Origin of the sequence: Staphylococcus sp. CWZ226 (genome assembly GCF_018986355.1) — a bacterium.
GTDB classification, from domain to species: Bacteria; Bacillota; Bacilli; order Staphylococcales; family Staphylococcaceae; genus Staphylococcus; species Staphylococcus simulans.
The window spans coordinates 278,673-297,180 of record NZ_JAHMSB010000001.1 but is presented as its reverse complement, the minus strand read 5'-3'; the positions used below and the strand labels follow the sequence as shown (position 1 = coordinate 297,180).

The following is an 18,508-nucleotide window of genomic DNA, read 5'->3' as shown; positions in this document are numbered from 1 at the left end:
CTAAAGAAAAAATGTATAATATAGTAGTATTGGAAAAGAAGGGGCGATCGATGTGAAAGCGAACGAATTGTTCGAAAAGATAAAATCGAAACAAGTACTTGGCAGTTTAGATAGAGAAGTAGATGATGTAACAACAGATTCTCGTACTGCAAAAGCAGGCAGTATTTTTGTAGCTTCTAAAGGCTATACAGTAGACAGCCATAAATTTTGCCAAAATGTAGTTGAACAAGGCTGCAAAGTGATTGTAGTAGAACGTGAACAACAATTAACAGGCGATGTGACACAAGTGATTGTGCCGAATACAAGACGTGTCGCAAGTTTGATTGTACATAAATTATATCAATATCCGAGCGAAAAATTGGTAACGTATGGTGTGACTGGTACGAATGGTAAAACATCTATTGCGACGATGATTCACCTAATTCATCGTAAATTAGGAAAAGGCAGTGCTTATTTAGGCACAAATGGATTCCAAATCAATGAAACAGTCACAAAAGGTGAAAATACAACACCAGAAACTGTGACATTGACGAAGAAAGTACATGAAGCAGTAGATGCGGGTGCTGAAGCCATGACATTAGAAGTATCAAGTCATGGTTTAGCTTTAGGTCGTTTAAGCGGTGTTGAATTTGATGTTGCTGTTTTTTCAAACTTAACACAAGACCATTTAGACTTTCATGGCACTATGGAAGCATATGGTCACGCGAAGTCACTCTTATTCAGCCAATTAGGTGAGGATTTAAGTAAAGAAAAATATGCAATCGTCAACCAAGATGATGCATTCTCTGAATACTTGAAAACCGTAACACCATACGAGGTATTTACGTATGGTATTCATAATAAAGCACAATTCCAAGCTGAAAATATCAAAGAATCATTAACAGGTGCTTCATTTGATTTTGTGACACCAGACGGTACATTCCACGTGGATTCACCTTATGTCGGTCAATTCAACATTTCAAATATTATGGCAGCGATGACGGCAGTTTGGAGTAAAGGTACACCAATGCAAGACATCGTGGACGTAGTCAGCCAATTAGAACCGGTTGAAGGCCGTTTAGAAGTGTTAGATCGTTCATTACCAATTGATTTAATCATTGATTATGCCCATACGACAGATGGTATTGAAAAGTTGATTGATGCGGTTAAACCATTTGTGAAACAAAAATTCATTTTACTTGTCGGTATGGCAGGAGAACGCGATTTAACGAAAACACCAGAAATGGGCAGACAAGCAAGTCGTGCAGATTATGTTATCTTTACGCCGGATAATCCAGCGAATGATGATCCGAAAATGTTAACGCATGAATTAGCTAAAGGTGCGACACATGACAATTATGTAGAGTTTACGGATCGTGCTGAAGGAATTCGTCATGCGATTGAAGTTGCAGAACCAGGCGATACTGTTGTATTAGCTTCAAAAGGACGTGAGCCTTATCAAATTATGCCAGGTCATGTTAAAGTACCACATCGTGATGATTTGATTGGTTTAGAAGCGGCTTACAAGAAATTTGGAGGTGGCCCTTCTGAAGATTAGGACACTTCAAACGATAGAAGGTGCAATCGTCTATAGTTATACAGATGAAACAATGCAGAACCAGCTCATTGCGGTTCCTGATATGAGTTGGTCTGCGTTGATAGATAAAAAGGAGTCAGCAGAAGATGTAGAAGAAGACTTAGTAATGGAACTATTTAACTTAATGGATGAAGCTGAAGCGGAAAGCTTAGCGCACGAACTGACTTTAATTCTATTTGATAAAGGAGACGAAAGATGAGTATAAAGGATGAAATTGAATCCAGAAAAACCTTTGCGATTATTTCTCACCCGGATGCCGGGAAAACCACTTTAACTGAAAAACTACTGTTATTTGGCGGTGCCATTCGTGAAGCAGGGACGGTTAAAGGGAAGAAATCTGGGAAATTCGCAACAAGTGACTGGATGAAAGTGGAACAAGAACGTGGTATCTCAGTAACAAGTTCTGTGATGCAGTTCAACTATGATGATTTTAATATTAATATTTTAGATACACCGGGGCATGAAGACTTCTCGGAAGATACGTATCGTACGTTAATGGCAGTCGATAGTGCTGTGATGGTAATTGACTGTGCCAAAGGGATTGAGCCTCAAACATTAAAACTCTTCAAAGTATGTAAAATGCGTGGTATTCCTATCTTCACTTTCATCAACAAACTGGATCGTGTTGGTAAAGAACCTTTCGAGTTGTTAGATGAAATTGAAGAAACTTTGAATATTAAAACGTATCCGATGAACTGGCCTGTAGGTATGGGTCAAAACTTCTTCGGTATTATCGATCGTGAAGATCGTACGATTGAACCATTCAGAGATGAAGAACACTTATTGCATATCAATGAAGACTATGAAATTGAAGAAGAACATCCAATTACAAACGATAGTACCTTCGCACAAGCAATTGAAGAATTTATGTTGGTGGAAGAAGCGGGCGAAGAATTCGATAACGAAATGATGTTAGCAGGTGAATTAACACCTGTATTCTTCGGTTCAGCATTAGCAAACTTCGGTGTACAAAGCTTCTTAAATGCTTATGTAGACCATGCACCGATGCCTAATGGCCGTTTAACAAAAGACGAAGAAGAAGTGAGTCCATTTGCGCCTGACTTCTCAGGATTTATCTTTAAAATCCAAGCTAACATGGATCCTAAACACCGTGACAGAATCGCATTTATGCGTATTGTCAGCGGCGCATTTGAGCGTGGTATGGATGTGAAACTACAACGTACAAATAAAAAACAAAAAGTAACACGTTCAACATCATTTATGGCGGATGATAAAGAAACAATCAACCATGCAGTTGCGGGAGATATTATCGGTTTATATGATACAGGTAATTACCAAATCGGCGATACATTAGTCGGTGGCAACCAAAAATTCAGTTTTGAAGATCTGCCACAATTCACACCTGAACTCTTTATGAAAGTATCACCGAAAAACGTAATGAAGCAAAAACACTTCCATAAAGGTATTGAACAATTGGTACAAGAAGGTGCCATCCAATACTACAAAACATTGCATACCAACCAAATTATTTTAGGTGCTGTAGGTCAACTGCAATTCGAAGTTTTCGAACACCGTATGAATAATGAATATAATGTCGATGTGATTATGGAACCTGTTGGCCGCAAAATTGCACGTTGGGTTGAAAATGAAGAAGATATCCAAGATAAGATGAGTACAGCGCGTTCTATCTTAGTACAAGACCGCTATGAACAAAAAGTATTCTTGTTTGAAAATGAATTTGCGACGCGTTGGTTTGAAGAAAAATTCCCTGAAATTAAACTTTATAGTTTATTATAGGTATCCAATGGGGTATAATTATTTTAAATAAATGAATACCTATGACAGTCATGTCAGAGGGGAGTAACTTACGAAGTTGGATTCAATTCCGCTTCAACATTCTTATCGTCATTACGAAATGCATAGACATTTCCGGTAAAATGGAGTCCGTACAAACAGCTATGGATTCAAGTGAGACCTTTGCTATTTATTTAGCATAGGTCTCTTTTATTTTGTCCACGTTTTTTAGCCAGACGATTGAATTATTTTGAAGGAGTGGTCATTGAATGGATCCGAGTTTAATTTTATCCTACGGATGGGTATTGCTCGTACTCGTATTTTTAGAAGGATTACTAGCTGCGGATAACGCAGTGGTTATGGCAGTAATGGTAAGACATTTACCGCCTGAGCAAAGAAAGAAAGCATTATTTTACGGTTTATTAGGAGCCTTTATCTTTAGATTCTTATCATTATTCCTAATCAGTTACTTAGTAAACTTCTGGTTTATCCAAGCAGCTGGTGCCGTTTATTTACTATATATGTCAGGACGGAATTTATATCAATTCTACAAATCCAAAGGTCATGGACCTGAACAACCAGAAGGTGATGATCATCACTATGATGAGCACGGAACTGAAAAGAAAGTCAGCCCGAAAGCCTTTTGGAGTACTGTTGCGAAAGTCGAATTTGCGGATATTGCCTTTGCGATTGACTCAATGCTTGCAGCAATGGCCATTGCCTTCACGTTGAAACCAGTTGGTATTCATTTTGGCGGTATGGACTTAGGTCAATTTGCAGTAATGTTTATGGGTGGTATGATCGGTGTTATCTTAATGCGTTTTGCGGCAACTTGGTTCGTAGAACTATTAAATAAATATCCTGGTCTTGAAGGTGCAGCCTTTGCGATTGTCGGATGGGTTGGTATCAAATTAGTGGTACTTGTTCTTGCACATCCACAAGTTCATTTAATTCCAGAGCATTTCCCACATTCAACATTATGGCAAATCATTTTCTGGGGTGTCATGATTGGACTTGTTATCTTTGGTTGGTTATCATCTTTACGCCACAACAAAAAGAAAGCAAAAGAACAATCAAATTCATAATACAATATGCAATGACAAACCGTTTATCTTTATTGATTCAAAAGATAGACGGTTTTCGTTTTATCTTCAGATTGAAGTAGAAGAAAAAATCCTCTAAAATTTTTAGTGAAAGCACTAAGTTTACAAGAAATTTACAATAGATTGTGTCATAATAGATAAGAAAGATTGTAGTAGAGGAGGGCGTTATGATGGCAGAAGATAATGGAAAGCGTCAACCAGATGAAAAACAAGTTATACCGAAAAGTCATTATAAACGAAAACGTCGAGAGTTTTTCCATAATGAAGAACGAGAACAACGTGTTGAACAAGAAAAAGAGCAACAAGCACAAGAAAAAGAAAAAGCAGCAATGCAAGCTAAAAACAATGAAGAACGTGTGAAAGACAACTTAAGAAAAGCACGTATTGAAAAATTGACACAAGAAGAAATTCAACATCAACAAGAAATTGCGCAAGGTAAACGTGAGCCTGAAGTAGAAAATGAACAAACAGAGACACCGAAGGCAGAAACATCATCAAAAGATGAATCCTTACATAAAGAACAGCCATCAACATCCACTGCAGGTGCGAAAAAAGAAACAGTGAAGAATGAAAAAGCTGTTTCAAATGTTTCATCAGTCACAGTAGACGATGACACAAAAATTCATGATCCCGCAACATCAGAAGAACCAGCAGAGACAGAATCAGAAACAACACCGCCTCATAAAGATGGCGAACCTGCAAAACGCAGTACACAAAGCAATCAGGCCAAAGCATTCTTTGAAAAACATTGGGCTAAAATCGCAATTGCGGTCGGCGTAATTATTTTATTGCTATTACTCTTTGCGATATTCCATAATCTAAGAAGTGATAATGGAAGTGCCGGTGACGTCGCAACGTTTGATGGCAGTGGCGATAAACAAGAGACAGCTATGATGAAAGCAGCAAAAAGTTCGATTCATTCAGTCGTAACAGTTGAGAACAAAACAAAAAATAAAAGCTCAATTGATAAAGAAACCGCAAATTCTGATAATGAAATTGGTTCAGGTGTCGTCTACAAAAAAGTAGACGACTCCATTTTTATATTGACGAATAGTCATGTAGTCGGCGATAAAAAAACACAACGTATTTTATACGATGACAACAAAGAAACAACAGGGAAAGTCATCGGTAAAGATAAATATTCAGATGTAGCAGTTGTGAAAGCAAACGTTGAAAAAGATAGTGATGTCAAAGCTATACGTATTGGCGATTCTAAACAGCTTCAATTAGCAGAACCTGTTATTACAGTAGGAAATCCGTTAGGAGCTGACTTTAAAGGCAGTATTTCAAATGGTGTCGTTTCAGGTTTAAATCGTAATGTACCTGTAGATATCGATAAAGACAACCACTATGATGTACTGACAAAAGCCTTTCAAATTGATGCGCCCGTCAACCCTGGTAACTCAGGCGGTGCAGTAGTTGATCAAAACGGTAAATTAGTTGGTATCGTCTCTTTAAAAATTGATATGCCGGCAGTAGAAGGCATGGCCTTTGCGATTCCAGTTAATAAAGCTGTGACGCTCGCAAAACAATTAGAAGATAAAGGTAAAATTGATTATCCGAATACAGGTGTTGCTTTATCGAATGTCGCTGATTTATCAGATCAAGAACGTGATCAATTCAAAGTTCCTAAAGATTTACAACAAGGTACTGTAGTCAGAGAAGTAAATCAAAACTCACCAGGTGAAAAAGCAGGTTTAAAAACAGGGGATATTATTGTAGAATTAGATGGTAAAAAAATTGAAGATAATTTAAGATATAGACAGATTGTCTTTGAACACCAAGCAGATTTGAAACCATTATCTGCAAAAATATATCGAAATGGTAAACTAAAAAGTATAACGATTAAATTGAAGTAGTGTTGAGGTGAAAACAGTTGTCCATTTTTAACCAGTTATTTAAAAGATCCAGTCCTCAACAAGGTATTGTCTTATTCTATTTGATTGCGATTATCGCAGCATTTTTGATGTTAAATTTACCTGGCGTGCATAAGCCTGGTGTGCACGTGGATCCCATTGATACATTATTTGTGGCTGTATCAGGGATCAGTGTGACTGGATTGACACCTGTGACGATTGCCGATACATATTCGACTTTCGGACAAATTGTCATTATGATTATTTTAAATATCGGCGGTGTCGGCGTCATGGCATTAGGTACGGTGTTATGGCTCATTTTAGGTAAACATATCGGCTTACGTGAACGTCAGATGATTATGTTGGATAATAACCGCCATACGATGAGTGGTGCGGTTCAATTGATTATTGAAATTGTCAGAGCCGTCTTATTGATTGAACTTGTCGGTGCGCTATTACTAGCCTTTTATTTCTATAGAGATACCGCAGATATCCAATATGCGTTAATGCAGGGCTTCTTCGTTTCAGTGGCCTCTACAACTAACGCAGGACTCGATATTACAGGGAATTCATTGATTCCTTATGCGAATGATTATTTCGTACAAGCGATTGTGATGTTCTTGATTACACTGGGTTCTATCGGGTTCCCGGTACTATTAGAAATTAAAGCGTATATCAGTAATAGAAATCCGAACTTTCGCTTCTCATTATTCGCGAAAATCACAACGATTACGTATTTCGCATTATTCTTATTCGGAACAGTGATGATTTTAATCTTAGAGATGGGCAACACGTTGAAAGACGTCAGTTGGCATAAAGCACTCTTTTATGCCATGTTCCAATCGACTACAACCAGAAGTGCCGGATTACAGACAGTAGACATCTCACAATTTACAGATGCGACCAACTCATTGATGGGGACATTGATGTTTATCGGATCTTCACCAAGTTCAGTAGGTGGGGGCATTCGAACAACGACATTTGCGATTCTGATTCTCTTTATTTTAAATTTCCGTACGGATTCAGAACGTATTACCATCAAAGTATTTAATAGAGAAATCTTGCCGTCAGATATCCAAAAGACCTTTATGGTGTTTAGTGTTGCAACAATCTTATCACTAACATCAATTGTGATTATTCAAGCAGTAGAAGGCAGTAAAATGTCTATTCTTCAAGTCTTCTTCGAAGTCATGTCCGCATTCGGAACCTGTGGGTTATCGCTAGGTCTCTCGAGTGATGGTACAGATATCACCAAAGTGGTCTTGATGGTCTTGATGTTTATCGGACGGGTTGGATTAATCTCCTTCATCTTAATGATTGGCGGCAGAAAAGAGCCTGTCTTGTATCACTATCCAAAAGAAAAAGTACAAATTGGTTAAAAAGTAACCTAGTAGAAATTTAAATCACTTTCAACATCATTAAACATAGAAATAACTACAACAAATAAAGCATGCGTTTGAAGCTCTGGATTGAGCTCAAACGCATGCTTTTTAAATGCTTATTTAAAACAATTTTTACCAGTCTTGAACAGATTTACGTTCACCTTTGAAATTACCGCTTTTTTGATGTCTGCTTTGTAAAACTTGTTTCACATCATCTACAGTTACACCACAAGCGTGGAGTAACACAAAGAGGTGATATAAGACGTCAGCTGTTTCATTAGCTAATTCTTTTTGGTCATTCTTCATAGCAGCAATCACAACTTCAAATGCTTCTTCACCGAATTTCTTCGTGATTTTCTCAATACCTTCATTCAATAAGTAATGAGTATATGATTTGTCATCATCGCTGTTTGCGCGTGATTGCACAATGTCTTCTAAACTATCGATAAAGAAAGGTGTTTCTGTATTGAAACAACTCGTTGAACCTGTATGACAAGTTGGACCATCTGGATTGACGAAGACTAATATTGTATCTTGATCACAATCTAATTTAAGATCAACGACATGTTGGTAGTTGTGAGAAGACTCGCCTTTTTTCCATAGGCGTTCTTTGCTTCGAGAATAAAACCAACACACTTTATCTTCTAAAGTCTTTTGATACGCTTCTTCATTCATATATCCCAGCATTAACACTTGTTTAGTTTGATAGTGTTGTAAGATTGCGGGTACTAATCCTTTTGAAAAGTCTGGTGTTATTGCCATCTGACTTCAACTCCTTCTTCTTTTAGAAATGCTTTCACAGCGCCGACGGTTGTTTCTTTATCATGGAAAATGCTGGCAGCGAGGCCGGCTGAAACATCAGTTTCCTTAAATAAATCCGCAAAGTGTTGCGCATTGCCGCCACCGCCTGAAGCGATAATCGGAATAGATACACGGTCATTGATTAATGATAATAAGCGGTGATCAAATCCTTGTTTGACACCATCGTAATCCATACTAGTCACAAGCAATTCACCAGCACCTAATGCTTCGACTTCTTGAACCCAGTCTAAAGTGCGTTTATCTGTGCGTTGCTTACCGCCATGTGTATAACAGAACCAATCTTGTTTATCTTCTTCCCATTTCGCATCAATTGCGACGCAAATACATTGCGTACCGAATTTCTGACTTGCCTCCGCAATTAATTCTGGATTTCTTAATGCGCTAGAGTTTAATGAAACTTTATCTGCACCATGTTTTAACAAGATAGAGATATCTTCAACAGAATTGATACCGCCGCCGATGGTTAATGGGATAAACAGTTTTGAAGCAGTCTCTTCGATAATATCTAACATCATTTGATGACCACTTTCAGTACGTGAAATATCTAAGAAAACAAGTTCGTCTGCTAGTTCTTGGTTATAGTACGCTGCCATTTCCACAGGGTCGCCGATATCACGCAATCCTTTAAACTTCACACCTTTGACGACACGACCGTCTTTGACATCAAGACAAGGGATGATACGCTTTTTTATCATTCTAATCCCTCCCAAAAGGCTTCAGTATTCGCAGCTTTGCCGACGATGGCCGCATGTACACCATCCGCTTCTAAACGCTTCAAATCATCAGAACTGCGGATTCCGCCAGATGCGACGACGGGTAGGGCAGTCGCTTGCGCAAGTTGTTTCGTTAATTCGAAGTTCGGTCCTTCTAATTTACCGTCTTTCGAAATATCTGTATAAATCAAGCCGCCAAGCGGTAAGTGTTCAATGGTCTTAACGAATTCAAATAAGTTCAATCCTGTTTCTTCTAACCATCCGTTAACTTTGATTTCGTCAACATAAGCGTCTACAGATAGGTAAATACGATTTGGAAACTGTTCAGCAGCTGTTTTAAGCCATGCGGTATCTTGAATACCTTTCGTTCCGACAATCACATAAGCGACACCTTTATTGAAATAATCTTCAATCGTTTCAGTAGAACGGATACCGCCGCCAACTTCAATCGGCAAATCTGTTAAACCAACAAGTTGTTCAATATAATCCGCTTCAACAGGTTGTTTAGTTTTCGCAGCGATTAAATCGATAACATGGATACGTTTCACACATTTATAACGACTATAGAATTGAACGGCTTCTTCTGCAGTTCTCGCCATCGCTTCTTTCGTTTCATAGTCACCTTCAGTTAAACGCACACTTTGTGAATCGATTAAATCAATTGCTGGCCATACTTCAATCATGAATAAAACCGCCTTTCAATGCTTGGTCTAAAATAGCTAATCCGAAATCACCGCTTTTTTCTGGATGAAATTGGATACCGATTTTATTATCTTTTTGGACAATGGCGGTAATCGGCAGACCATATTCCGCTGTCGCAATAATCGGTGCAGGTGTTTGAACGTAATAAGAGTGAATAAAGTAAACGTCTTTATCTAAAAGAGGGTGTTTACTTTCTAAATTATTCCAACCTAAGTGCGGTACAGGGTATGGTGTATCAATCGACACGACACGACCAGGAATCATACCTAAACCCTCTACATCGCCTTCATCACTGTGTTCAAACATCAGCTGCATACCTAAACAAATGCCGATCATCGGTTTCATGTCTTGAAGCTCAATCAGTAACTTATCTAGGCCGGAAGCTTTGAGTGCTGTCATCGCATCTTTAAAATGACCGACACCTGGTAAGATAATATGCGAGCTTTCTTTAATTGTGTCAAAATCGCTTGTCAGTTGTGCATCGTAGCCTAAGTGATTGACCGCGCGTTCAACATTTTTGATATTTCCGACACCATAGTCTACAATCGCGATCATTCAATCACTCCTTTAGAGGAAGGCACACCTTGTGTATCGCTTTCTGAAAGTGCTATTTTTAAACTGCGCGCAAAGGCTTTAAAAATCGCTTCAATTTCATGATGCGTATTACCGCCGCGGATTAAATCAATGTGTGTTGTCAAACGGGCATTAATCACAAGCGCTCTAAAGAATTCTTCGACAAGTTCTGTATCGAATGTACCGACTTTCTCTTTAGAGAATTCGGCATTAAATGATAAGAAAGGACGTCCACTGATATCTGTAACGACACGTGCTAACGTTTCATCCATTGGAATGTAGAAAGTACCGTATCGTGTAAAAGATGTTTTATCACGAACAGCTTCTAATAATAATTGACCTAACACAATTCCGATATCTTCTGTTGTGTGATGATCATCAACATAGGTATCACCCTCAACTTTTAACTGAAGGGCAATACCGCTATGGAAGCTGAACAAAGTCAACATATGGTCTAAGAAGCCAACCCCTGTTGAAATCGATGTTTCTGATTGATTGGTAAAATCTAGCGTTGCTTCTATAGAGGTCTCTTTAGTTGCGCGTGTTTTATGATAAGTCATTTTGTTCACTCCATTCCTTGATGATTTGTGAGAGTTGATCGAGTTCTTGATCTGTCGCAATAGAATAACGGACAGCTTCATTTAATTCAGGTTCATCATAAATACGTGGTTTAAAACCATGTTCCAACACGTATTCACCTAAACTGCGTGCTTTTGGTCCATATGTGAAGACAAAGTTTGCTTTAGATGGAATCACTTTTAAATCATTGCTGTGATACGGTTTGAAAATATCATTGAGTTTACGACATAAGTAACGTTGTTCTGCGATCAGATTCATAACGCGTTTAGTATCTTTAAATAATGTTTCCGCTAGTGTTAAAGATAAAGTGCTCATCGGATACGGGTGTGCGAAACGATTTAATAATTGAATCGTTTTTGGTGTTGAAATCACGACACCGATACGTAAGCCAGCTAACGCGAAGGCTTTACTTAATGTTTTCATGACGATGATATGATCTTCTAACGCTACTTCAATCGGTTCGCCAAATTCAATATAAGCTTCATCAATGACAAAGTAACCGCCAAGTGCTTTCATTTTGTCGCTGATAGCTTTCAAGAAATTGAAAGGATATTGTTCGCCTGTTGGGTTATGTGGCACGCTCATGATAAAGAACGCAGGTTGAACGTCATCAATACGGTTTAAAATCGTTTCGAGTGAGAAGCGGAAATCTTGGTCGCATGAGACATATTCAATGTCACGCTCAGTTTGGCGCGCAAATTCGGTATACATAACAAAATCTGGGCTTAACGTAAGTACTGGGCCTTCTGGCAGAGCTAACATACATTTTTGAATCCATTCATCAGATCCGTTCGCAGCTAAAACTTGATTGGTATTTAAATTATAAAAATCCGCGTATGCTTTAAGAAAATCATTATATTGTGTTTCTGGGTAGACGCGAAAATCTGTATGATTAATGACTTCTGCAATTTCTGATTTAGAAAGTGCAGGAATCGGGCTTTCGTTTTTATCAATATAAATCAATTATGATTCCTCCTGTTCTACTCTGACTTTAACTGAGGCTTCATGTTGGTATAAGCCTTCTTCATGGGCGATTGTCATAGCGCCTTCTGCAAGGTTGTTGAAGGCATGTTGGTCGTAACGGATTACAGAGTGACTTGTGAGGAAGTCATTGACTGTTAAACCGTTTGTGAAGCGGGATGTTTGGTTAGTAGGCAAGACGTGGCTTGGACCTGCATTATAATCGCCTAAAGCTTCAGGTGCATAAGAACCTAAGAACATTGCGCCAGCATATTTGATTTTGTTGATGTAATAGTCAGGTTCTTTTGTTTGAATTGATAAATGTTCAGGTGCGACATAGTTTGCGATTTCTATATTATCTTCGATACTTTCAGTCAAAATAGGGTAGTGGAAGTCTCGTACACTTGGTTCGATAATCGCTTTTCTTGGGGCATTGTTGATAGCCTTTGGTAATAACGCTTCTACTTCTTCTAATAAAGATTGACTTGTAGATAATAAGAAAGTACGTGCACGCTCATCGTGTTCAGCTTGTGCTAAGATATCTTGAACAATAAATTCAGGACGAGATGTTTCATCTGCGATAATCATAATCTCACTTGGTCCAGCGATTTGATCAATACCGACATAGCCATAAAGTAATTGTTTCGCTAACGCAACAAACTGATTACCTGGTCCGACGATCTTATCAACTTTAGGTACAGTTTCCGTACCAAAGGCTAACGCCGCAATACTTTGTGCACCGCCGACTTGGAAAATACGATCGACACCCGCAATTTTACAAGCTGCTAGAATACTTGGTTTAATGCCTTCAGCTTGTGGAGGTGTCACTGCGATAATTTCTTTGACCCCTGCAACTTTAGCAAGTGTCGCAGTCATTAAAACAGTCGAAGGATAAGCGGCTTTACCGCCTGGAACATAAATACCGACACTTTCAAGCGGGTTATAAATTTCGCTTGTGTATTCACCGATGACATCTTCATGTTTGATACGTTCTTGGAATGCTTTGATATTTTCAAAGCTTTGTGTCAAAGCTTCACGTAATTCTGGTGAGATTTGAGTCAAGCTGGCTTCAATATCCGCTTGCGGTACTTCTAATTGTGAAAGTTCGACACCGTCAAATTGTTTATTATAGTCAAATAAGGCTTTGTCTTGATTCTTTTTGACGTTTTGAATGATTGTGTTGACTTGGTCGATTAATGATTGTTCGATATCTGAAACGTTTTGGAAACGCGCATAAAATTCAGTTTTATTAAGCATGTATAGAAACCCCCAGTTGTGTAATGAATTGATTAATAGCGTCTGATTTACTGAAGAAAGCATGTTTATTGGTAATTAATTTCGCATTTACATTACCAATTTGTTCACGTTCTTCTAATCCGTTAGATTTAAGTGTTGTCCCTGTTTGGACGATATCCACGATAGCATCAACCATATTGACGACAGCTGCGAGTTCCACTGATCCAGATAAAGGAATGATGCTGACATCTTGACCGAGTTGGTTGAAATATTGGCGTGTAGTATTAACGTAAGTCGTCGCAACACGATTGATATCTGTCACACCAGGTTTGGCTGCTACAGAAAAGTGGCATTGACCGAATGGTAAATCGATATAGTTATTCACATTATGATTTGGCTTTTCACTTAAGATATCACTGCCGGTAATGCCTAAATCTGCGATACCTTCTTCAACATAAGTAGGGACATCTGTTCCTTTAACTAAAATGAATTTAATATCTTTTACGGTAATCTGCAGCTTACGTTCACGTTGATGTAAAGCTTCTGCCCATATAGGATTGTTGTTGCGTTCTAAAAATGCGATGAAGTCTTTGAGTAATCTCCCTTTGCTGAGGGCAATCGTTAACATAATTTGTTCCTCCTAATCTAATTGAATCCCAAAACCGAAACCATCGATTGTTCCACTGTAATGACCGCCTGACATTATCGGTTCAGACTGGCTATTTTCAAACAGCTGCATAAAGCTGCCGATATAGTAAGTTTTCGGTGGCATTGTTGTTACATCTAAGTGAATCGTTTGGATGCCTGCACGTTTTAATTCTTCTGACCATCGTAATAAAGATAAGTATGTCGGATGATCATTAGGGATAATATTTCGAATATAATCCAGTTGCAAATGAGTCGGTTGTTTCAATAAACCTAAAAGTTTATGACCTTTAGGCAACTGCTGATTAAGTTCAGAAAGGTTACGTTCATTAATCAATTGTAAGATTTTTGGTGTGCGTTCTTCTTCACTAAGCAACAACGATAACAGTTGATAATGACCAATCACCGCAAAATCTACCTCGCGTTTCATTTCCTTTTGAACAAATCCCAACATTAACTGAAAGCTCGTCAACATTTCTTGGTAAGTCGGATGAAATACTTCAATACCTAAGTTTGTGCTGATATGTTCATTGTTTGCGATAGGGCCTGCATATACGGCTTGTTTTAAATTTAAAGCATACGTTCTGACATAATGTTGAAGTTGATCTGTCCAGTCATTACGAAGCGCAAAGAAATTTTGACCATTTTTCCAAATACTGCGCGTTCCCATACTTTCTAAATCATCTTGCGTCAACTGTTGCCAATTCAAACGTTCAATAAAATGCAAATCTATCACTTCATACTGATGAGATTGGAAATATTTTAAAAAGCGGAGTTCCAAATCTTTTCGTTTAAGCACTTTATCTTGGTATTCGATGTATTCCATTTATAGTTCCTCACTTCCATCAACGCTTTCACTCTCTACCGAACTAAAGCGTATTGATTTAATGACGTAATCATAGCACGAAATCACAGTTAAATCAATAGAATATTCAGAATATGATAATTATTACGAAAAGACTCATTAATATAAGAATATTCAGAAAATTTATTGACGCTAGCGGTTTTTATTGTATATTATTTTTAATAGATAGAGAACACTTTAAAAAAGCGGTGTTTTCATGAAAAAGTATGTTGCTAGAACAATAATTATTGCCACTTTATTACTAGGAATGGGAACAACTACAATTGCAAATGCTTACGAATGGGCAGAAGGTGGAAAATGGAGTCATGGAATAGGATCAACATATGTTTGGTCATATTACACACATAATAGTTATGGTCATGATTCTACAGCAATCGGCAAATATCGTTCAGATAGTGGCTATACCACTGCTGGAAAACAAGCACGTGCATCTGCGAAAAAAGCTTGGTGGGGTAACCAAGCATATTATAGAGTATATTAGAATATCATTTAAAAAGAGTGGGGCTGGGACATAAATCCAGCCCCTTTTATATTTTAGATGTGAATCTAATTTTGCAAAGCAAAAAAGTTAAAATATATAAATTAGCTAGTATACTAGGCTATGTGTACGAGGATAAATTTAAATCTAAACATAGTTTATATAGAGAGATTTTAATTGTAGTAGAAAATGAATAGTCTGATTGATAGGATAGAAAGTGTTGGTTTGATGTGGGTTTCTAAATGGATTTGAATAATTTAAAGCTCAGATAAGCAGTTATTTCTATTTTATTGTTTTATATACCTTTTACTAAATGAAAGTAATTTTTGATTGAAATACGTAATTGAGAATCATTATCAATGGTGGTAAACTATGATTAAGTTATATTCACACGATAAATTTAACGACAGATTTTTAAGGAGGAGATACATGCATGCAACGTGAGAAATTAGAAGTTAAAGATTTAATTAACATCGGGCTCTTTACCGCAATATTCTTTGTGTTAATTACACCTGTAGGTATTGCTGGGATTGTGCCAGTGATTATGTTTTTCTTACCTGCATTATTTGCGGTTATTGGCAGTGTACCTATTATGTTGTTGGTAGCTAAAACACAAAAGTTTGGTGCTTTAAGTATCAGTGGTATTGTAGTGAGCTTAGTATTGTTTATTATGGGTCACCCAGGGCTCGCATTAATTACTGGTATTCCATTACCGATTCTAGCTGATTTAATTATGAAGATCGGCAACTATCGTCATTGGATTACATTAAGTATCGGTTATATTGTCTTTTCATTTTGGTCACTCGGCAGTTTGCTTCCATTTTACTTCGCAAGACAATCCTTTTTCGATTATCTAGAACAAAAAAGAGGACACGAATATACAGCATTACTAGATAAACTATTCACGCTACAAACATTACCAATCATTATAGTGACTTGTATGGTCGGTGCGGTTATCGGAATTGTCATCGCAAGAATTCTATTTAAAAAACATTTTGTACGTGCAGGTATGGTCTCATGATCAAAATGCAAATTGATCCAAGAATAAAATTGTTAAGTATGGTATTGATATCCTTTATCGCTTTAACAGGAACTACTACGGGTCATGCGGTTTATCCACGACTTGTAATTATTCTGATACCTACATTTTGTCTGCTTTATCTACATTATTATAAAGCTGGCTTATTATGCTTTTTTATTCTTTTTACTGGATGGTATATCGAAACATTCCAATTGAGAGATTACCATGCGGTTGTGTATAGTTTGATTTTTATAATAGCCAATTTGCTTACACGTTTTTTACCTGCTGCTTTAATGGGATTTGTCTTATTTAAAACAACGTCAGTTGAAATGTTCATTCGTGCATTAGAGAAAATGAAGTTTCCAAATGTGTTGACGATTCCTTTAGCGGTCATGTTTCGTTTTCTTCCTGTGGTCTATCAAGAATCGCAAAACATTAAACATGCGATGCGTATGCGGGGTATGACGACACTTCAAGCGTTTCTACATCCGATACGTTATACCGAAATGCGTATTGTACCGTTAATTAATCGAGTGGTCAAAATTTCAAATGAGTTGACAGCCGCTTCTTTAACAAGAGGACTTTCTGTAGACGCTGCACGTACGTCACTCATTGTATTTAAAATGACCGCAACCGACAAAACTATCGCAGGATTCTTAATTTTACTTGTTTTATTTTATTACGTTATATAAGAGGGAGGCTCAAATGATTCAATTTAACAATGTAACTTTCAGCTACAGTGCTTCAGATAAAAATGCATTAGAAGGTTTTAATTTAACTATTCGTCCTGGCGAAGTGGTCTGTTTAACCGGATTATCAGGATGCGGAAAATCAACAGTACTAAGATTAATCAACGGGCTAATTCCTCAGTTTTTCTCAGGTGAAATCACAGGAGATATTGTCATCGCAGGACAAAACATGAAGGACTATGCTTTCAAAGATTTAAGTCGCCAAATCGGCAGTATCTTTCAAAATCCTAGATCACAATTCTTCTGTACACATGTATTAAATGAACTTGCCTTTGAATTAGAAAATTACTATACAGACCCAGAAGAAATTCAATCACGAATTATTAGAGCAGTAGATCAATATCAAATTAATGATTTACTAGAAAGTAATGTCTTTGAATTGTCGGGTGGTCAACAACAAATGATTGCCTGTATCAGTATTGAAATCGCAGGACAAGCGCTTATTGTCATGGATGAACCTTCTTCAAATTTAGATTTCAAAGCCGTTCAAAAATTAGCACGTATGATTCAATCTTGGAAGCAACAAGGGAAGACGATTGTTATTGCGGAACATCGTCTGCATTATTTATTAGATTTGGCAGATCGTTTTATCTTAATTGAATCAGGTCAGATTACTAAAGCGTGGAATCAAGATGATTTTCGTCAATTAGAACTAAAACAATTAAAAGCACATGGTTTACGAGCGACAGATTTAACACGACTACGACCAAAACGATCAGAACCTTCATCACACGATGTGATACCTATACAAAACTGGCAATATCGCTATCAGAAAAAAGAAACATTAGATTTAAATATTGAGCGATTTGATTTACATAAAGGTGCGATAACAGCGATAGTCGGCCACAATGGGGCAGGGAAATCTACATTCGCGAAAGCATTAATGGGTGCAGTTAAGTTAAATAAAGACGCGGTCATTATGAACGGTACACATAAAATACGTCAAAAACAGTGGAAGCACGATGTATATCAAGTCTTTCAAAATGTAGAGTCTCAACTTTTCGGTGAAACTGTAGAAGAAGAAATCAGATTCAGTCATCGTAATATGTCAGATACTGATTTACTACATGTGTTAGATACAATTGATTTAAAACAACATCGTGATAAACACCCCTTATCACTTTCAAACGGAGAAATGCAGCGACTGGCGATTGCGAGTGCTAAAGAAAGCGGTAGACCTATTTTAGTATTTGATGAACCAACCAGTGGTTTAGATGGCAAACGTATGTCTGAATTTGCGACAGAATTACGACAATTAAAAGGCCAAGGGTATACAATTCTGGTCATTACACATGACTATGAATTGATTATAAACAGCGCAGATTATGTTGCGGAATTTCATGAAGGGGAGGTCAAACACCACTATCCGCTTGATATGCGTAATGTCAAAGCGCTTCAAAACTTCTTTGGATTATAAATATTTAATAGTAACACAAATATAACAGTGTCAGTTTAATTACTTTAAAAAATATAAATAATAGTAATGACATTGA

The 18,508-nt window shown here is 37.4% G+C and carries 19 protein-coding genes; 10 read left to right on the top strand and 9 right to left on the bottom strand.

All coding sequences use genetic code 11. The features are described from left to right. Positions 1–52: 52 nt before the first annotated feature. From KRR19_RS01455 to KRR19_RS01430, 6 genes are all read left to right on the top strand, one after another. Positions 53–1,537, top strand: a complete 1,485-nt coding sequence (locus KRR19_RS01455) for a UDP-N-acetylmuramoyl-L-alanyl-D-glutamate--L-lysine ligase (RefSeq protein WP_057510811.1) — start codon at positions 53–55, stop codon at positions 1,535–1,537. Then, a complete protein-coding gene (locus tag KRR19_RS01450) occupies positions 1,518–1,775 on the top strand; it encodes a YueH family protein (protein ID WP_023015819.1) in 258 nt (85 codons plus the stop codon). The genes KRR19_RS01455 and KRR19_RS01450 overlap by 20 nt, the downstream gene beginning before the upstream one ends. Then, positions 1,772–3,334, top strand: coding sequence for a peptide chain release factor 3 (locus KRR19_RS01445; protein WP_057510812.1), 1,563 nt, complete (start codon positions 1,772–1,774; stop codon positions 3,332–3,334). Before KRR19_RS01450 ends, KRR19_RS01445 begins: the two co-directional genes overlap by 4 nt. 266 nt (positions 3,335–3,600) lie before the next feature. After that, a complete protein-coding gene (locus KRR19_RS01440) occupies positions 3,601–4,416 on the top strand; it encodes a TerC family protein (RefSeq protein WP_002480420.1) in 816 nt (271 codons plus the stop codon). A gap of 185 nt (positions 4,417–4,601) precedes the next feature. After that, complete coding sequence (locus tag KRR19_RS01435; RefSeq protein WP_105978560.1) at positions 4,602–6,293, top strand: S1C family serine protease; 1,692 nt, start codon at positions 4,602–4,604, stop codon at positions 6,291–6,293. Between the two features lie 17 nt (positions 6,294–6,310). Next, the gene (locus KRR19_RS01430) at positions 6,311–7,669 is read left to right on the top strand and encodes a TrkH family potassium uptake protein (RefSeq protein ID WP_002480422.1); all 1,359 of its coding nucleotides are present in this window, start codon (positions 6,311–6,313) and stop codon (positions 7,667–7,669) included. Between the two features lie 135 nt (positions 7,670–7,804). Here KRR19_RS01430 and hisIE read toward each other — a convergent pair whose 3' ends face one another. From hisIE to KRR19_RS01385, 9 genes are read right to left on the bottom strand one after another with little or no spacing between them, the layout of a single operon-like run. Further along, complete coding sequence (gene hisIE, locus KRR19_RS01425; RefSeq protein WP_057510971.1) at positions 7,805–8,434, bottom strand: bifunctional phosphoribosyl-AMP cyclohydrolase/phosphoribosyl-ATP diphosphatase HisIE; 630 nt, start codon at positions 8,432–8,434, stop codon at positions 7,805–7,807. After that, positions 8,425–9,189, bottom strand: coding sequence for an imidazole glycerol phosphate synthase subunit HisF (hisF, locus tag KRR19_RS01420; protein ID WP_002480424.1), 765 nt, complete (start codon positions 9,187–9,189; stop codon positions 8,425–8,427). The genes hisIE and hisF overlap by 10 nt, the downstream gene beginning before the upstream one ends. Further along, positions 9,186–9,890 (bottom strand): 1-(5-phosphoribosyl)-5-((5-phosphoribosylamino)methylideneamino)imidazole-4-carboxamide isomerase, encoded by a 705-nt coding sequence (hisA, locus tag KRR19_RS01415; RefSeq protein ID WP_002480425.1) that lies wholly within the window; start codon positions 9,888–9,890, stop codon positions 9,186–9,188. Before hisA ends, hisF begins: the two co-directional genes overlap by 4 nt. Then, positions 9,883–10,464, bottom strand: a complete 582-nt coding sequence (gene hisH / locus KRR19_RS01410) for an imidazole glycerol phosphate synthase subunit HisH (protein ID WP_156667003.1) — start codon at positions 10,462–10,464, stop codon at positions 9,883–9,885. The genes hisA and hisH overlap by 8 nt, the downstream gene beginning before the upstream one ends. Beyond that, on the bottom strand, positions 10,461–11,042 hold the full coding sequence (gene hisB / locus KRR19_RS01405) for an imidazoleglycerol-phosphate dehydratase HisB (RefSeq protein ID WP_023015826.1): 582 nt from the start codon (positions 11,040–11,042) through the stop codon (positions 10,461–10,463). The genes hisH and hisB overlap by 4 nt, the downstream gene beginning before the upstream one ends. Further along, positions 11,029–12,024: a pyridoxal phosphate-dependent aminotransferase gene (locus KRR19_RS01400; protein ID WP_105978562.1), complete on the bottom strand. Its 996-nt coding sequence runs from the start codon at positions 12,022–12,024 to the stop codon at positions 11,029–11,031. Before KRR19_RS01400 ends, hisB begins: the two co-directional genes overlap by 14 nt. Further along, positions 12,025–13,278: a histidinol dehydrogenase gene (gene hisD, locus KRR19_RS01395; RefSeq protein ID WP_057510967.1), complete on the bottom strand. Its 1,254-nt coding sequence runs from the start codon at positions 13,276–13,278 to the stop codon at positions 12,025–12,027. Next, positions 13,271–13,885 carry an ATP phosphoribosyltransferase gene (hisG, locus tag KRR19_RS01390; RefSeq protein WP_002480430.1) on the bottom strand — a complete coding sequence of 205 codons (615 nt, stop codon included), beginning with the start codon at positions 13,883–13,885 and terminating at the stop codon, positions 13,271–13,273. The genes hisD and hisG overlap by 8 nt, the downstream gene beginning before the upstream one ends. Positions 13,886–13,897: 12 nt before the next feature. Continuing rightward, positions 13,898–14,728, bottom strand: a complete 831-nt coding sequence (locus KRR19_RS01385; protein WP_057510966.1) for an ATP phosphoribosyltransferase regulatory subunit — start codon at positions 14,726–14,728, stop codon at positions 13,898–13,900. 235 nt (positions 14,729–14,963) lie between these two features. On the opposite strand from KRR19_RS01385, the gene KRR19_RS01380 reads away from it, so the two are divergent. From KRR19_RS01380 to KRR19_RS01365, 4 genes are all read left to right on the top strand, one after another. Then, the gene (locus KRR19_RS01380) at positions 14,964–15,248 is read left to right on the top strand and encodes a lactococcin 972 family bacteriocin (protein WP_023015830.1); all 285 of its coding nucleotides are present in this window, start codon (positions 14,964–14,966) and stop codon (positions 15,246–15,248) included. Positions 15,249–15,678: 430 nt separating this feature from the next. Further along, complete coding sequence (locus KRR19_RS01375) at positions 15,679–16,266, top strand: MptD family putative ECF transporter S component (RefSeq protein WP_105966972.1); 588 nt, start codon at positions 15,679–15,681, stop codon at positions 16,264–16,266. Beyond that, entirely contained in the window at positions 16,263–16,958 is a 696-nt protein-coding gene (locus KRR19_RS01370; RefSeq protein ID WP_119564047.1) for an energy-coupling factor transporter transmembrane component T, read from the top strand. The genes KRR19_RS01375 and KRR19_RS01370 overlap by 4 nt, the downstream gene beginning before the upstream one ends. A gap of 13 nt (positions 16,959–16,971) precedes the next feature. Beyond that, the gene (locus KRR19_RS01365) at positions 16,972–18,432 is read left to right on the top strand and encodes an ABC transporter ATP-binding protein (RefSeq protein WP_216733403.1); all 1,461 of its coding nucleotides are present in this window, start codon (positions 16,972–16,974) and stop codon (positions 18,430–18,432) included. Positions 18,433–18,508: the final 76 nt, after the last annotated feature.

Coding starts and splice junctions, on each gene's coding strand:
- KRR19_RS01445 (WP_057510812.1), top strand. CDS start 1,772: ATGAGTATAAAGGATGAAATTGAATCCAGAAAAACCTTTGCGATTATT.
- KRR19_RS01440 (WP_002480420.1), top strand. CDS start 3,601: ATGGATCCGAGTTTAATTTTATCCTACGGATGGGTATTGCTCGTACTC.
- KRR19_RS01435 (WP_105978560.1), top strand. CDS start 4,602: ATGATGGCAGAAGATAATGGAAAGCGTCAACCAGATGAAAAACAAGTT.
- hisIE (WP_057510971.1), bottom strand. CDS start 8,434: ATGGCAATAACACCAGACTTTTCAAAAGGATTAGTACCCGCAATCTTA.
- hisF (WP_002480424.1), bottom strand. CDS start 9,189: ATGATAAAAAAGCGTATCATCCCTTGTCTTGATGTCAAAGACGGTCGT.
- hisA (WP_002480425.1), bottom strand. CDS start 9,890: ATGATTGAAGTATGGCCAGCAATTGATTTAATCGATTCACAAAGTGTG.
- hisH (WP_156667003.1), bottom strand. CDS start 10,464: ATGATCGCGATTGTAGACTATGGTGTCGGAAATATCAAAAATGTTGAA.
- hisB (WP_023015826.1), bottom strand. CDS start 11,042: ATGACTTATCATAAAACACGCGCAACTAAAGAGACCTCTATAGAAGCA.
- hisD (WP_057510967.1), bottom strand. CDS start 13,278: ATGCTTAATAAAACTGAATTTTATGCGCGTTTCCAAAACGTTTCAGAT.
- hisG (WP_002480430.1), bottom strand. CDS start 13,885: ATGTTAACGATTGCCCTCAGCAAAGGGAGATTACTCAAAGACTTCATC.
- KRR19_RS01385 (WP_057510966.1), bottom strand. CDS start 14,728: ATGGAATACATCGAATACCAAGATAAAGTGCTTAAACGAAAAGATTTG.
- KRR19_RS01380 (WP_023015830.1), top strand. CDS start 14,964: ATGAAAAAGTATGTTGCTAGAACAATAATTATTGCCACTTTATTACTA.
- KRR19_RS01375 (WP_105966972.1), top strand. CDS start 15,679: ATGCAACGTGAGAAATTAGAAGTTAAAGATTTAATTAACATCGGGCTC.
- KRR19_RS01370 (WP_119564047.1), top strand. CDS start 16,263: ATGATCAAAATGCAAATTGATCCAAGAATAAAATTGTTAAGTATGGTA.
- KRR19_RS01365 (WP_216733403.1), top strand. CDS start 16,972: ATGATTCAATTTAACAATGTAACTTTCAGCTACAGTGCTTCAGATAAA.